Below are 16,508 nucleotides of genomic sequence, written 5' to 3' on the forward strand. Positions count from 1 at the left end.
TGCATCAGGAAGTAATTGAAAACCTAGAAAGTATCCATGGTGCGTTATTACGAATGAACCGTTCGATACAAGCAGAAGGCACTTACGGAATTATGAAAAACGACCGTTGGTACAAGAGAATTGTCCGAAGAGGTATTCATTCAGTCAAACTGGAAGTTTTACTCGTGGCGATAGGACATAATTTATATAAATATCAGAAAAAAAAGATGAGAAACAGAACTGCCGCATAGATTCAAAAAAGAATTTCTATGGGGTAGGGGAAGTGCGCTTTTTTCGCGTATGATTTCAGTCAACTATACACAATAAATGTAAAAAGGGAGATGCGAAAAAACTTAATCGAGTTTTTTCACATCCCCCTTATTTTCTTGTTCATACATTATAAATATAGTATTATAAGTATTGGTTAAAACATTATGATCACCTTTGCAAGGCATTTTTATAGTACAGCATTTTATATATTATATAAGTATAAAATATTTAGGAGGCTGTTATGAAGCATATCGTAGTTGATTTGGAAATGAACAAAGTTGGAAAAGAGCATAGAAATCTTGGGTGTACTATGGAGACTATTGAAATAGGTGCTATAATGTTGGATGAAAACTTTCAGGAGATATCATCCTTTAGAACCTATGTAAAACCTGAGTACAATACAAGAATTACATCAATAGTGAGAGATTTGACAGGAATTACCTACGATATGGTTATAAATGCACCTAAGTTTAACGAGGCTTTGAAGATGTTTTCGAACTGGTGTCTTGGTGTAGATGATGATATTAAGATATATGCATGGAGCGATAATGACTACAAGCAAGTTTCAAAGGAGTTAAGACTGAAAAAATATGATATAAGCACTATTGAATCTAAGATATTTTCAAATGAGTGGAATGACTTTCAGGAAGAATTCGATACCGAACTTGGATTTGATAAACAGGTTTCATTAAGTCTCGCACTTGATATGGCAGGCATTAATTTTCTGGGAAGAGAGCATAGTGCATTGGATGATGCAAGAAATACAGCAAAGCTTTTCCATATTTTTAAAGACCGTGAATTGTTTGATACTACGCTCAGTAAGATAGCGGAGGCTATGAAGCCTACAGATTTCGGAACATCTCTGGGCAGTCTGTTTGATTTGTCAAGTTTTGCTGTTGCATAATATAGTGATGCCTACAGGTCTGAAACCTGATACAATTTTCTTGTAAGAGGATTCAGACCTTTTTGCGACCGAAGAAGGATGGAAAATGGAATTAAAGGAGCTGTTAGATTATATAAAAGAAAAACATAATATTGAAGAGTCCGACAGATGGGACAGCTCTTTAACTATGTCAAGGCTGTGCCATCCTTTAACGGGAAAGATGATAGCGCTTCTTATAAAGGAGTGGAATTTTGATACCGGAAGATGGATAGAGCATTGTGATTTGAAATATGAAGCAAGTTTATTTGATAGGATGAAAGAGTATATAGTTGATCCTTTGCGTATGCACGGAAGTAGCTGGATAGGCATATCATTTAATGATAAAACTGATAGAGATCATATATTTGAATTATTTGATAAGGCAGTATTACATGGGAATCCGCCTAAAGACATAGCTTTATCAGATACCGGTAAAAGTAATTCTGTATATACGGATACGCTTTTACCGTTTGCAAAAGGAAGTGATTTTCTAAAGAAAAAGGAGTATATTCCGGAGAAAATTACTGAAATGAGAAAACTATATAGATATGATGATTATTCCGGACAATTAAGAGCTAAAAACTTCTATAGGCAGGCCAAGTTTATGGAAGATTATGAGGATGATTATCATGGGCAGGTATGTGATATTTCGGGTTATTTTACCACATATCATGATTTGAGCGATAAACAATTGAGGACTTATTTTACATGGAGAACTGAAGTTAGGAATGGCGTATATAACAAAACCTTTACATCCTTTGTTTACCTATATATCTATGAGCTTCTTTGCGGTATAGGCAGTTCTTCATCTGTTGAGAGTTTGAACAAACTTAAAGAGTTTGAAGAAAAATTTATAGAAGGCAGTTTTTTAGAAGATAATACGCAGATAAAAAGGAATTTACATAGATGGTATTTGGAGTATTCACTTGTTAAAGCTTTTCCGGTGGATGAGGTAAAAAAATATATTGATAAAGAGATATTAGACAGAGATCATGCACTTGAAATTTTGAAAAAATCCGGAAATTATGATGATATAGAAGTATTTGAGGCAATAAGTTTTTTCGCAGGTAAGAGATTCTTAAATTCTATAAGTTTAAAAAAAGAAAGAGAGAAAAGTATAATTATATATGCCTATGTGTGGAAATATATTTTAAAGACCGGAAATATTGACGGCAAAAGTATATTTACACATTGCTTTGGGAGGTTGCAAAACAGAAGCATATATCCGTTATTGAATGCCGTTTATTGGAATGATAAAGAAATCCCGGATATCGACTATATAGTAAATGGAGTGAGGTCTTATCATTGTAAATCCGGTAGGTGGAAGGAGAAGTCTTATATAAGGGCATATTTTAATAGAAAGAAACTTACATCTATAGTTCATGAAATTGACAGATTGATCAGAGATGAATTTAGGCTTGGATATTACTTGAAACCAAGTATGGAAGATACCATGATTGCTTCGTATATTAAAGATGCTTTTGACAAGGCTGTTAAAGAGATAAAGCATAATGAAAGAAACCGAATAAATATAGACTTTTCAGCATTAAAAAAGATTCGAAATGATGCAGAAATTACAAAGACAAGTTTGCTTGTAGACGAAGATACAGATATAGATGAAAAGGCTGATATACAAGAAACTATAGAAAAGCATTGTATAAATTATAATGACGGTAATAAGAGCAAAACAGAAAACTCAGATTCTGATAAAATATCTGAGATATCAGACGATATAAATTTAAAGATTTTAAAATATATTATTGCAGGAAAAGATTATAAACAGCTGATAAAGTCAAATAATCTGTTTACATCAATTATTACAGACAATATCAATGAGACTTTCTTTGAAGATATAGGCGACAATATATTGGAATGTGAAGGCGGTGAAATATATTTGGTAGAGGATTACAGAGAAGATATTTTGGATATTATAGGAGAGATATATGAATGAAGATAAAAAGGTACCTAAGAGAATTGCTCAAACCTTGATAAATTCATTAAAGGGAGGAGTGGTTCCAAGAACAGGTTTGCCATATATTACGGTTGGCAGAAAAAATGAGATAGAGGCATTGCTGCATGATGTGGATATAGTGACGGAAGGTGGTGCTTCATTTAGATTTATTGTAGGTAAATACGGTAGCGGAAAGAGTTTTTTATTACAGACCATAAGAAATTATGTGATGGATAAGGGCTTTATAGTAGCGGATGCGGATCTTTCACCGGAAAGAAGACTGCAGGGAACTAAAGGACAGGGACTTGCGACATATAGAGAGCTTATAGGAAATTTGTCTACAAAAACAAAGCCTGAAGGTGGAGCAATAACATTACTTTTAGACAGATGGATAAATAATATTCAGACGGATTGTATAGAAAAAAATGGAGTATTACCGGGAAGCAAAGAACTTTTAGATGAGGTGGATAAGAAAATATATACTGTAATAGCAGGACTTTCAGAGATGGTCCACGGATTTGAGTTCGGCTCACTACTGTCTAAATACTATCACGCCTATATAGACGGGGATGATGAAACAAAGATGAAAATTGTTCGTTGGTTTAGAGGCGAATACAGCAGAAAGACAGATGCAAAGGAAGCGCTTGGAGTCAATATAATTATCACAGATGAGGACTGGTATGAGTATTTAAAGCTGTTTGCCATGTTTTTCAGACTTGCGGGCTATAGCGGAATGATGATCATGGTAGATGAACTTGTAAATATATATAAGATACCTAATGCTGTTACAAGACAATATAATTATGAAAAGATGCTTACAATGTATAATGACACATTGCAGGGTAAGGCAAAATATCTCGGAATTATAATGGGTGCAACGCCACAGACATTGGAAGATAAGAGAAGGGGAATATACAGCTATGAGGCTCTTCGTTCAAGACTCTCGGAAGGCAAATTTTCAAAGCCCGGTATGAGAGATCTGCTCTCGCCTGTGATAAGGCTTGAAGCACTGACTCCGGAGGAGATGCTTGTATTATGTGAAAAACTCTCAGATATGCATGCCGGACTCTATGGCTATAATATGAAACTAAGTGATATAGATCTGGGAGATTTTATAAAACTTGAGTATTCCAGAATAGGAGCAGCAGAAAACATTACTCCAAGAGAAGTGATAAGGGATTTTATTGAGCTTTTGGATCTTATATATCAAAATCCGGATTTGAAAATAAATGAACTTTTGGAATCTTCCGATTTCTCTTTTGCGAAGTCGGAGGCGGTATCAGATAATACCGATGAAAATTTTGTGGAGTTTACATTATGAACACGTATGAAAGATATGCCCCTTTTATAAGGGAATATATTTATAATTCGGGATGGGAGATGCTTAGAGGTGTGCAAAATGCCGCTGCAGATGTTTTATTTAATACTGATGAAAACCTGCTTTTAACAGCATCTACAGCTTCGGGAAAAACAGAGGCGGCATTCTTTCCGATATTGACTTTGATTGAGGAAAATCCTTCAAGCAGTGTGGGAGTACTTTATATAGCACCACTAAAAGCTCTTATAAATGACCAGTTTTCAAGGTTAAATTTTATATGTGAAGAAGCAAATATTAAAGTGACAAGATGGCATGGTGATGTGACTCAGACCGGTAAGAGAAAACTGTTAAAAAAACCATCAGGTATTTTACAGATAACACCTGAATCATTGGAATCATTGATGATAAATAAGCATATGGAAATATCATCTCTTTTTCATGATCTAAGATTTATAGTGATTGATGAAATACACTCTTTGCTTAGAGCAGACAGAGGATTACAGACATTTTGCCTTATAGAAAGGCTTTGTAAAATGGCAGGATGTAATCCGAGAAGAGTGGGGCTTTCCGCTACCATAGGAAATCCGAGGCTTGCCGGTGATTTTCTTTCATCCGGAAGCAAGAGGAAAACATTGATACCTGAGTTTGACAGAGGCAAGGAAACCTGGAGATTATCAATGGAACATTTCTTCAATACAGATCCGCAAGCCGCCTGTTATGAGGATACAGCAGAGGAGTTAAATACCGGATACGCACCGAAAGGTGCAAATCCGGGACTCGCATATATATTTGAACATACAAAGGCAAAAAAGTGCCTCGTATTTACAAACTCAAGAGAAGAATGTGAGATTGTATGCCAACAGCTTAGACAATACTGTGAAGCAAATCATGAATCCGACAGGTTTTTAATACATCACGGCAATCTCTCCGCATCATATAGAGAGAGTGCGGAAGAGGAGATGAAGGATGATGATTCCTTGATATCGATATGTGCTACTGCGACACTTGAATTGGGAATTGATATCGGAAGACTTGAGAGAGCATTTCAAATAGATGCTCCTTTTACCGTATCAGGATTTTTACAAAGACTCGGAAGAACCGGAAGGAGAGGGGCACCTTCGGAAATGTGGTTTGTTATGAGGGAGGATCATCCTGAGCCCAGGGCAATGATGCCTGAGATGATACCATGGTATCTTATACAGGGAATAGCTTTGGTACAGCTATATGTGGAAGAAAAATTTGTGGAGCCTCCAAGACTTGACAGGCTTCCATACAGTTTGCTCTACCATCAAACAATGAGCACATTGGCTTCAATGGGAGAAATGACACCTGCCGAGCTGGCAAGCAGAGTCCTTAGTCTGTCGGCCTTCAGAAGAATAAGTCGGGATGATTTTAGGCTTTTATTGCTTCATTTGATGAAAACAGATCATATAAACAGGACTGAAAATGGCGGACTTATAGTGGGGATTTCCGGTGAAAGAGTGGTAAATAACTATAAATTTTATGCTGTTTTTCAGGAGAACATAGAATATTCCGTACGAACAGAGTCACAAGAACTTGGAACTGTTGTGAGACCGCCGGAAAGAGGGGGTAAGGTTGCAATTGCAGGCAGAGTGTGGATTGTGGAGGAAGTAGATCATAAAAGAAGAGCTATATATGTAAGTTTGGTAAAGGGAAATATTCCGGCTTATTTTGGAGATGTGGCAGGAGATATACATACACATGTACTGGAGAAAATGAAAGAAGTACTCAGCTCATCAGATACATATATGTACTTGATGAGTCATGGTAGAGGCAGACTGGCACAAGCCAGAGATTGCTTTAAAAAGGCTGAGTTGCTAAATAAGCCGCTTATACATCTTGGCGGGAATATGTGGGCCTTATTTCCATGGCTTGGAAGCTATGCATTTTTGGCGCTTGAGAGATTTTTAAAAGTATATTGCGCAAAAGAAATCGGACTTAAAGGTTTAAATCCTTCAAGGCCGTATTTTGTACAATTTACTATGAATGTAAGTGAAAAAGAATTTTATAAGACAGTAAGTGAAAAAGCGTCCGGCGAAATAGATCCTATGTCTTTGGTCTATGATAAGGAAGTGCCTGTATTTGAAAAATATGATGAATTTGTACCGGAAGAACTTGTAAGAAAGGGTTTTGCCTATGGAGTACTGGATATAGAGGGAATGAGAGAGCGGGTAATCGGTTGGAAGGATAAATTATCATAGTAATACATTTACTGATAATTGAAGATAAATATAATTTATGGCTTTTAATATAAAAAAATGTTATCTTAATATAAAGTAAAAAAGGTGGATATAATAATGATAAAAGCGGTTTTATTTGATATGGACGGTCTGATGTTTGACACAGAAAGACTGTATGGAAGAGCATGGCAGAATGCGGCCCTACTACAGGGGTGTAAAATAAGTGATGAAGCTATACTAAAGATAAAAGGTGCCAACAGAGCTTTGGTATATGAGATTTTAAGAGCTGATGCAGGCGATGAATTTGATATTGAAAAGGGCAGAGATGCCAGAGAGGAATATATTGTTTCTCATATAAGAGAGAATGGACTTACAAAGAAAAAGGGACTTGATAATTTACTTAAATATTTGAAGGAAAACAATATTAAGTCCTGTCTTGCGACATCAACCAAGAGAGAGGTAGCAATAAAATATCTTAAAATGGCAAATGTATATGACTATTTTGATGATTTCACATGCGGTGATGAGATAGAAAACGGTAAGCCGGCACCGGATATATTTTTAAAGGCTGCAAGCAAGGTGAAAACAGACATAGGACAAAGTCTGGTACTGGAAGACTCTATAAACGGGTTAAATGCCGGAATTGCAGCAGGTGCTAGGGTAATAATGGTTCCTGATACAATAGAACCGACAGATGAGATAAGAACAAAAGTTGATGATGTAAAGGCTGACCTTGATGAAGTGATAGATTGGATAAGTAAGGAAAACAAGGAAAATGAAAGATAGAAAAATAAATATCCAATATATTTTATTGCAAGGGCTATACTGGATGATGTTTTGTCCAAGTGCCGGGTTTATTGCGTTTTATTTACAGGGCAACGGATTTGGCAACAGTATGATAGGCGTTATTACAGCTGTATTTTGTTTGGTGGCAGTAATATTACAACCTATGGCGGGAAATTTATGTGACAGAATAAAAATTCTTACATGGAAAAGAATGATTATCTTATTGGGATTACCATATGTACTTATATGTATTATGATGTTTATTGTAAAAGAGAGGTGGCTGATTGCAGTTTTGTTCGGCTCGATGTATATAATAGCAAGTATATATTTGCCGATGATAAATACAGCACTGTTTGCATATGAGAGAGAAGGGATAAAACTCAATTTTGGAGTTGCCAGAGGTACAGGTTCCGCTATGTATGCAATTATGGCGCTGCTTATCGGTAATATGGCACTTAGATTCGGGACAAAAATAATACCTGCTTCCGGCCTGATAATAATGGTTTTATTATTATGTGTTGTAAGTACAATGCCACCCACAAAGAAATCTGTATTTGAGAGTGAAGAATATAGGCAAACAAATATAATCAGCTTTATAAGAAAATATCCATATTTTTCTGTAATGCTTTTGGCAGTGCTTTTTATTTTCTTCTCACATAATATTATAGGAACATATCTTTTGCAAATTGTACAGTATCTTGGTGGTAACAGCAGTAATCTCGGAACGGCAATGTTTATTCAGGCAGTAGTGGAGATTCCTGTTTTGTTTACATTTTCCTTTATTATGAGTAAGATAAAAGTGGGAAATCTTATGATTCTTGCATGTGCAGGATATATATTAAGAGCGGTACTTTATTTTGTGTCAATTAATATCGGAATGATATATATTACTCAGCTTTCACAGATATGCAGCTTTGCAATAATAGCTGCAGCATCAGTATATTTTACCGGAACAGCAGTAAGAGAAGAAGACCATGCAACCGGACAGGCGTTTATGACAGGAATGATGTCGGCCGGTACAGTGCTCGGATCATTATTTGGCGGAGCAATACTTGATTATGTGGGGATGAGAGCGCTTTTGAGTGTGAATATCCTGCTTAGTGTTATAGGAACCGGGATAGCGATATGTTCGGTGAGAATGATGAGAATAAAGAAAAATTTTAATCAAGTATAAAAACAATAAAGTGAAGTCAGGTAGTAAAAGTATAGTCTACTTGTTTATAATACTAAAACATTAAAGTAATTATGAAAGGGGGTAAACTTGGAAATTTCAGTTTTGATGTCTGTTTATATAAAGGAAAGGCCGGAGTTCTTAGAAAGAGCATTGGAGAGTATATTCAACCAGACTCTAAAACCAAAAGAATTTGTATTGGTAAAAGATGGGACACTTACCAGAGAACTTGAAATGATACTGCATAAAGAAAGAAAAAAGTTCGAGGAAAATAATATAGCTTTTATCTGTGTACAGTTGGAAAATAATATGGGTTTGGGAATAGCACTACAAAAAGGGTTGGAAAAGTGTAGGAGTGATTATGTTGCAAGAATGGACAGTGATGATATAGCGGTAAGAGATAGATTTGAAGTTCAAGCGGAATATATGCAAAAAAATACTGATGTATCAGTGGTAGGTGGATATATATCTGAGTTTATTGAGGAAGGTAAATCTTTAAGAACAAAAACAATGCCTTTAAATCATGATGAACTTTATAAGTATGGAAAATACAGGAACCCTTTAAATCATATGACAGTTTTCTTTAAGAAGAAAGACGTGTTGGAAGTGGGCGGATATCAGCCGATGCCGGGTTTGGAAGACTATTATCTCTGGAGCAGAATGCTTGCCCAAAAATATAAAATCGCTAATATAGATAAAGTTTTGGTAAATGCCAGGCTTGGAAATTTTTCAAATAGAAGAGGTGGTTTGGGATATTTTCTTACATATTTCAGATTAAGAAAAATTCAAAATAAGCTTCATTATACAAACATATCGGAATTTATAATAGGAATAATGTTTACTGCTTTAATCACTTTGGCACCCAATAATATAAGAGGTGGATTGTACAGAGTGCTTAGAAAGAAAAAATATAGTCTATAAGACTATTAAGGATTTAATTTCAATATCTATAAATTTGAAATATTTCATATGAAATGATAAAATAGTCTGAAGCAAACAGATTTCAGTAAAATGAGGGGTTATGAAAGTTGTATTATTAGCAGGCGGACTCGGAACAAGAATTTCTGAGGAAAGCCATTTGAAACCAAAGCCAATGATTGAGATTGGCAGTCAGCCGATTTTATGGCATATTATGAAGTATTATTCAACATTTGGAATTAATGAATTTGTTATTTTGGCAGGATATAAGCAGAATAAGATAAAAGAGTATTTTGCAAATTATTTTGTATACAATTCTGATGTTACATTTGATATGAAGCATAATAAGATGGAAGTACACAGAAGAAATGCGGAAGACTGGAAAGTCACAGTACTTGATACAGGTCTTAATACAATGACAGGTGGAAGAATTTTGAGAGCAAAAGAGCATTTAAAAGATGAGCCTTTTATGCTTACATATGGTGACGGAGTTGCAGATGTGGATATAGATGCACTACTTAAGTTTCATAAAGGTCATGGAAAGACAGCCACAATAACCACGGTAAGTCTTGCGCAGCAAAAGGGTGTACTGCAAAAAGATGAATCGGGTCTCATTACATCTTTCAGAGAAAAGAGCGAAGATGACTCTGCCATTATAAACGGCGGATTCATGGTATTGAATCCGAATATATTTGATTATATCACAGAGGGTGATGCTACGATATTTGAGCAAAAACCTATGCTAAATCTTGCCAAGGATGGCGAACTCATGGGATTTGAACATGACGGCTTCTGGCAATGTATGGATACACAAAGAGAAAAGGAAAAGTTGGAAAGTCTGTGGGCAAGCGGAAAGGCTCCATGGATGAGGTGGACTGAATAAATGAATTTTGAAGAGTTAAAAAAGTTTTATGGCGGAAAGAGAGTACTTCTTACAGGTCACACAGGTTTTAAAGGTTCTTGGCTTTCTAAGATACTTATAATGTGTGGTGCAAACCTTACCGGATATGCTCTTAACCCACCTACTGATACTAATATCTTTGATATTTTAGGTTTGGATACAGAGATGAATTCCGTTATCGGAGATATAAGAGACCTTGAACGTTTAAAGAGGGTATTTGATGAGGTAGAGCCGGAATATGTAATCCATATGGCGGCACAGCCTATAGTTAGAGATTCTTATGATAGACCTGTTTATACATATGAAACCAATGTTATGGGTACTGTAAATATAATGGAATGTGTAAGACTCTCAAAAAGTGTAAAAAGTTTTTTGAATGTTACAACAGATAAAGTATATGACAATAAAGAACAGGATAGAGGATATGTGGAAGATGATTTCCTTGACGGTTATGATCCGTATTCCAATTCAAAGTCCTGCTCGGAACTTGTTACACATAGCTATAAAAAGAGTTTTTTAAATGAATTACCTGTATCTACAGCCAGAGCCGGTAATGTAATAGGTGGTGGAGATTTTGCAAAAGACAGGATCGTTCCTGACTGTGTTAGAGCGGCAATATCAAAGAATCCCGTTATAATAAGAAATCCGAATTCAATAAGACCTTTTCAGCATGTACTTGAGCCACTCTTTATTTATCTTGATATAGTTATGAGACAGGCAGAGAACAGAGAAAAGTTTGAGGGATATTTTAATGTAGGTCCGGATGACAGTGACTGTGTAAATGCAAAGACGCTTGTAGAAAGTTTTAAAAGAGCCTGGGGAGATGGGTTTGATTTCAAAATTCAATCAGACGGCGGTCCTCATGAGGCGGGATTTTTAAAGCTTAATTGTGACAAATTAAAAGCGGTATATGGATGGGAACCGGGGCTTGATGTTCATGGAGCCATTGATTTAAGTGTGGAATGGTATAAGGCATGGAACAATGGAGAGGACATGAATACTGTCACTGAAAAGCAGATAAAATATTATTTGAATAAATAGTATATAGAATTTGGAGGAAAGATGTTCGAAAATAAAACACAGGATGATGCTCGTAAAGAGATATTGGAGTTGGTAAAGGAGTACCACGACAAATTTCATAATATAAAAAAAGAGTTTAAAGAAGGAGATAGAATAACCTATGCTTCAAGAGTGTACGACTCTGAGGAGATGGTAAATCTGGTAGATGCTTCTTTGGAATTTTGGCTTACAGCCGGAAGATATTTTGATGAGTTTGAAAAAGAGTTTGGAAAGCAGTTCGGTACAAAATATGTATCACTTGTAAACTCGGGATCAAGTGCCAACTTGCTTGCATTTATGACTTTGACATCACCGCTTTTAGGTGAAAGACAGGTAAAAAGAGGTGATGAGGTCATTACTGTAGCATGTGGCTTCCCAACAACGGTTACACCTATTATACAATACGGTGCAGTACCTGTATTTGTAGATGTTACAATACCACAGTATAATATAGATGTTACTAAGCTTGAAGAAGCTTTGTCACCAAAGACAAAGGCCGTAATGGTGGCACATACTCTTGGAAATCCTTTTGATCTTGAGGCTGTTGTGGCTTTTTGTAAAAAGCATAATCTTTGGCTTATTGAGGATAACTGCGATGCACTTGGAAGCACATATATTATAGACGGTGAGAAGAAGTTTACAGGTACCATCGGAGATATAGGAACATCAAGTTTCTATCCTCCACATCATATGACTATGGGAGAGGGTGGAGCTGTATATACTTCTAATCCGGTTCTAAGTAAGATAATGAAATCCATAAGAGACTGGGGAAGAGATTGTGTATGCCATTCAGGACAAGACAATATGTGTGGACACAGATTTGACCGTCAGTACGGTGAATTGCCTTTAGGTTACGATCATAAGTATGTTTATTCACATTTTGGATACAATTTAAAGCCTACAGATCTTCAGGCGGCAGTTGGAGTGGCGCAGTTAAAGAAATTCCCAAGCTTTGCACAAAGAAGAAGAGAAAATTATAAGAGATTATATGAGGCACTAAAGCCGGTAGAAGATAAGATTATACTTCCGGTTCCTGTAAAGAACGGAGATCCAAGCTGGTTCGGATTCCTTATTACTTGTAGGGAAGGTGTTGACAGAGCGAAACTTGTAAATAAGCTTGAGTCAAACGGCATCCAGACAAGAATGCTCTTTGCGGGAAACCTCACAAAGCATCCATGTTTCGATCAGATGAGAGAGGCTAAAGAAGGATACAGGATTGTCGGAGAACTTACAAATACAGATCGTATTATGAATGATACATTCTGGGTTGGTGTATATCCCGGAATGACAGATGAAAAAATTGATTTTATGGCAAAGATGATTATAGAAGGTGTAAAATAAAAATCGGCTGAAATATCATAAGTTTTACATGGTATTTCAGCTTTTTTGTTTAAGTGAAAGCTTATCAACACCACTCCCATATTTGCTATGCAACCTTAGATATGATATAATAATGAAAATGTCGCAGAAAGTTTTGTGTTGGGAGAAAGTATGCTAAACGAAGAGAAAATAAAGCAGATGACGGAATTAGCATTATTAAAAAAGAGGAAGGGCGAGCAGATGTTTGAGATAGATAATTATTTCAAAGAGGATTATGTGGGTAAACAAATGCTTAAGTCCTTTTTTGTTTATACCTTTTGCTTTCTTCTTATAATTGTTTTGGCCGTTCTTTACAATTTGGAAGAGTTGATGTCCGGTATAACTACAGTCGGAGTGTTTTCGGTAGTTTACATTGTTATATATATTTTGGGATTGATTGCATTTGAGCTTATTACATATAGATTTTTTTCAAAAAAGTACGATGAGGCACAGAGGAGCCTTAAAGTCTACAATGACAGATTGAACTATTTTGAAAAAAAGTTTGAAAACAAAGATAAGACACAAAATATCGGAGGTTAGAATGCTACAGCTATATGTATTTAGAAACAGCCTGAAAGGTTTCTATGCAAAATATCATTCCATAATAGATAAGGGAATTAAATATATAATATTATTTACAGCTATGATGCTTATAAGTATAAATTTGGGTTATCAGAATAAAGTCTCTGTGATTCAGGTTCCTATTGTATTGTCTGTGATAGGTGCTTTTCTGCCTTATATGGCGGGCGTATTAATAGTTGCGGTTTTTTTAATGGTAAATCTGTTTACGGCATCCTTTGAGCTGGCATTACTGGTAGGTATTATACTGATACTTACATTATTTTTGTACTATGGATTCGGTAAGAGAGACAGTGTTCTTTTGATTCTTGTACCGATACTCTTTGCCGTAAAGATACCGTATGTTATACCTCTTGTGGTGGGACTTATGGGAAGCGCGGTAAGCATTGTTCCTATTACAGCCGGAATACTTATATACTTTACATGTATGTTTGCGAGGCAGAATATAGGTGTTTTGACAAATACACAGTCTGTAGATATTACACAAAGATATTCACAGGCAATAAACGGTATATTTTCAAATAAAACAATGCTTTTATTTATAATAGTATTTGCACTTACTACCTTTATAGTGTATATGGTGCATAAGCAGAATATGGATTATGCATGGCAGATAGCAATTGCTGCCGGTGCTATTACAATTTTGGTCGGTATATTTGCCGGAGATTTTATTTTCGGTATATCCACTCCTCTTTTGGACTTTATAATAGGACTTGCAATATCTGTGATTATTGCATATGTGTATAATTTCTTTGTTTTCTCGGTGGATTACAGCAGGTCCGAATATGCTCAGTTTGAGGATGATGATTATTATTATTTTGTAAAGGCTGTTCCTAAGATTACGATTACAGCTGCAGATAAGAAGGTACAATCGTTTAGTACAAAGGGAAAGAAAAAGAATAACAAAAATAATGGGGGTAGTGAATGAACATAATCACGAGGCTGATGCGTGATGGGCTTTCATATTTTCCACATATAGATGTATTCAATATAATTGAAATTCTGATTATTGCATATATTGTATATGAAATAATGACATGGATTACAAAGACCAGGGCATGGACATTGTTAAAGGGTTTGCTTATTATATTGGGATTTACAATTATTGCATATATACTGCACTTTGATGTTATATTGTGGATTCTGGGAAGGATTGCAACCATTGCGGTAACTGCGCTTATTATAATATTTGCGCCTGAGCTCAGAAAGGCTCTTGAGCAGTTGGGAAATAAAAATTTAATGAAGATTTTTGCTTTTGACAATAAAGCAATTACAGATGATGTAGGTGAGAGTACGATAGAAGAGCTTGTTAATGCGGCTTTTACAATGTCAAAACCGAAAACAGGAGCTTTGATTGTTATAGAGAGAAAAGAGAGTCTTGTAAATATAGAAAAGACCGGAATTTTGATAAACGGTATTGTATCAAGTCAATTGCTTATAAATATATTTGAACATAATACACCTCTTCATGACGGTGCGGTGCTTATAAGGGGCAATACAATTGTGTCGGCAACCTGTTATCTGCCTCTATCGGAGAATATGAGAATCAGTAAGGATCTTGGAACCAGACATAGAGCGGCTATAGGCATAAGTGAAGTTTCGGATTCCATTACCATAGTAGTATCTGAGGAGACAGGCAGGGTTTCAGTGGCACTTGGTGGAAATTTGATAAAGGTAAATGACAGTGAGGAACTGAGAAAGGAGCTCTCCGTTTTACTTGAAGATACAGCGGAGGAGAAGAAGAGCTCTTTATGGTCAAAGTTGTTGAAAGGAAGAGGTAATGAAAAAGACAAATAATCTTGTTTTGAAAATCAGCTCTTTGGCTATAGCATTTTTTGTATGGATAGTTGTAATCAATATTTCAAATCCTGTTGTTACAAGATCTCAAACGGTTAATCTTGAGGTTTTAAATGCCGATGTTATTACCGATGCAGGTAAGACTTATTCTTTAATGGGAGCAAATACGGTAACTGTAAGTTATGAGGTACGTTCAAGAGATGAGAGCAGGATATCGGCGTCAGATTTTAAGGCTTCAATAGATCTTGGAGATATGTATGACATAACAGGTGCGGTACCGATATCGGTTGAAGTGTTAAATAATAAAAACCTGATTTCAGGTGCGGTTACTTCAAAGCCGAGCATTGTCAGAATAAGTATTGAGGATTTGCAAAGAAAAGAATTTACTATGACTACTAAGATTACCGGTACTCCGTCAGACGGTTATTCTGTGGGTGAGGTAAAGCTTGATAAGAACACTGTAACAGTCACAGGTCCGGTATCCGTTATCGGACAGATCAGTAAAGTCGGTGTAGAAATCGATGTTGACGGAATGGACGGTAATGTAACCGGAAAAGCTGAACTGAAGTATTTTGATGCCAACGGAAATGCTTTTATAATATCCGACAGTAGAGTAACTAAGAGTTTTGATACGGTAAATTACAGTATTGTAATGTTAAACGGAAGAACTTTGGCACTAAACTTTGAAGTAGGTGGAGAAGCGGCCGAGGGTTATATATTTTCAGGTGCAGAGAGCAGTACAAAATCTATACAGGTACGTGGACAACCTGAAGTACTTGAAGGACTTGATGCTGTCACAATACCTGCAACGGCGCTCAGTGTTGAGGGAGCGACAAGTGATGTGATTGTAGATGTCGATGTGAAAAATTTTCTTCCGGAAAATGTGTCGGCAGTGGGTGATACAAATATTAAGGTGACATTGAAAGTGGAGGCCCTTGATAAGAAGTCTGTGACTTTGACAATAGGAGATTTGGAGATAAAGGGATCAAGAACCGGAGTTTCAACAAATATTATACCTGAGAGGATAACTGTTGTAGTTTCAGGTCTTAGCGCAAATCTTGAAACTGTATCAAATTCAGATATTAAGGCTACTCTTGATGTAAGTAAGATGTCGGCAGGAGCCAATAACGGAACTCTTACATTTGAATTGCCTACAGGTCTGAGTGTGGATTCATATACTCCTTTTGAGGTTATGATAGGAAGTCCGGCAAACGAAAGAAATGAAACGACAACTACAGTAGAGCAGAGCAGCAGTGAAGAGAACAGTTCTGCTGCTGAAAACTAAGGGAGGTTTTTT

Annotated in this window: 15 protein-coding genes; all 15 read left to right on the forward strand. The window is 36.1% G+C overall.

Features of this window, described 5'->3' with window-relative positions; genetic code table 11:
* Positions 1-230 (forward strand): transposase (locus HMPREF1140_RS05795; RefSeq protein WP_051000432.1); only part of this gene is annotated, 230 nt, incomplete at its 5' end.
* 260 nt (positions 231-490) lie between these two features.
* Complete coding sequence (locus HMPREF1140_RS05800) at positions 491-1,153, forward strand: 3'-5' exonuclease (RefSeq protein WP_009663047.1); 663 nt, start codon at positions 491-493, stop codon at positions 1,151-1,153.
* 85 nt (positions 1,154-1,238) lie between these two features.
* Positions 1,239-3,122, forward strand: a complete 1,884-nt coding sequence (locus HMPREF1140_RS05805) for a TerB N-terminal domain-containing protein (RefSeq protein WP_009663035.1) — start codon at positions 1,239-1,241, stop codon at positions 3,120-3,122.
* Positions 3,115-4,443 (forward strand): ATP-binding protein, encoded by a 1,329-nt coding sequence (locus tag HMPREF1140_RS05810; RefSeq protein WP_009663093.1) that lies wholly within the window; start codon positions 3,115-3,117, stop codon positions 4,441-4,443. The genes HMPREF1140_RS05805 and HMPREF1140_RS05810 overlap by 8 nt, the downstream gene beginning before the upstream one ends.
* Positions 4,440-6,662 carry a DEAD/DEAH box helicase gene (locus tag HMPREF1140_RS05815; RefSeq protein WP_009662986.1) on the forward strand — a complete coding sequence of 741 codons (2,223 nt, stop codon included), beginning with the start codon at positions 4,440-4,442 and terminating at the stop codon, positions 6,660-6,662. Before HMPREF1140_RS05810 ends, HMPREF1140_RS05815 begins: the two co-directional genes overlap by 4 nt.
* A 96-nt stretch (positions 6,663-6,758) precedes the next feature.
* Positions 6,759-7,427 carry an HAD family hydrolase gene (locus tag HMPREF1140_RS05820; RefSeq protein ID WP_009663062.1) on the forward strand — a complete coding sequence of 223 codons (669 nt, stop codon included), beginning with the start codon at positions 6,759-6,761 and terminating at the stop codon, positions 7,425-7,427.
* Positions 7,417-8,601: an MFS transporter gene (locus tag HMPREF1140_RS05825; protein WP_035620017.1), complete on the forward strand. Its 1,185-nt coding sequence runs from the start codon at positions 7,417-7,419 to the stop codon at positions 8,599-8,601. The genes HMPREF1140_RS05820 and HMPREF1140_RS05825 overlap by 11 nt, the downstream gene beginning before the upstream one ends.
* Positions 8,602-8,688: 87 nt before the next feature.
* On the forward strand, positions 8,689-9,519 hold the full coding sequence (locus HMPREF1140_RS05830) for a glycosyltransferase (protein WP_009663076.1): 831 nt from the start codon (positions 8,689-8,691) through the stop codon (positions 9,517-9,519).
* Positions 9,520-9,619: 100 nt separating this feature from the next.
* Positions 9,620-10,399 (forward strand): glucose-1-phosphate cytidylyltransferase, encoded by a 780-nt coding sequence (gene rfbF, locus HMPREF1140_RS05835; protein ID WP_009663016.1) that lies wholly within the window; start codon positions 9,620-9,622, stop codon positions 10,397-10,399.
* Positions 10,400-11,458: a CDP-glucose 4,6-dehydratase gene (gene rfbG, locus HMPREF1140_RS05840; protein ID WP_009663132.1), complete on the forward strand. Its 1,059-nt coding sequence runs from the start codon at positions 10,400-10,402 to the stop codon at positions 11,456-11,458.
* A gap of 21 nt (positions 11,459-11,479) precedes the next feature.
* Positions 11,480-12,817, forward strand: coding sequence for a lipopolysaccharide biosynthesis protein RfbH (gene rfbH, locus HMPREF1140_RS05845; protein ID WP_009663020.1), 1,338 nt, complete (start codon positions 11,480-11,482; stop codon positions 12,815-12,817).
* Between the two features lie 150 nt (positions 12,818-12,967).
* Complete coding sequence (locus tag HMPREF1140_RS05850; protein WP_009663054.1) at positions 12,968-13,375, forward strand: hypothetical protein; 408 nt, start codon at positions 12,968-12,970, stop codon at positions 13,373-13,375.
* A 1-nt stretch (position 13,376) separates the two neighbouring features.
* The gene (locus tag HMPREF1140_RS05855; RefSeq protein ID WP_009663108.1) at positions 13,377-14,342 is read left to right on the forward strand and encodes a hypothetical protein; all 966 of its coding nucleotides are present in this window, start codon (positions 13,377-13,379) and stop codon (positions 14,340-14,342) included.
* Entirely contained in the window at positions 14,339-15,211 is an 873-nt protein-coding gene (gene cdaA, locus HMPREF1140_RS05860) for a diadenylate cyclase CdaA (protein WP_035620024.1), read from the forward strand. The genes HMPREF1140_RS05855 and cdaA overlap by 4 nt, the downstream gene beginning before the upstream one ends.
* Positions 15,195-16,496, forward strand: coding sequence for a CdaR family protein (locus tag HMPREF1140_RS05865; protein WP_009663111.1), 1,302 nt, complete (start codon positions 15,195-15,197; stop codon positions 16,494-16,496). The genes cdaA and HMPREF1140_RS05865 overlap by 17 nt, the downstream gene beginning before the upstream one ends.
* The last annotated feature ends 12 nt before the right edge of the window (positions 16,497-16,508 follow it).

Source organism: Lachnoanaerobaculum sp. ICM7, from assembly GCF_000287675.1.
Lineage (GTDB): Bacteria > Bacillota > Clostridia > Lachnospirales > Lachnospiraceae > Lachnoanaerobaculum.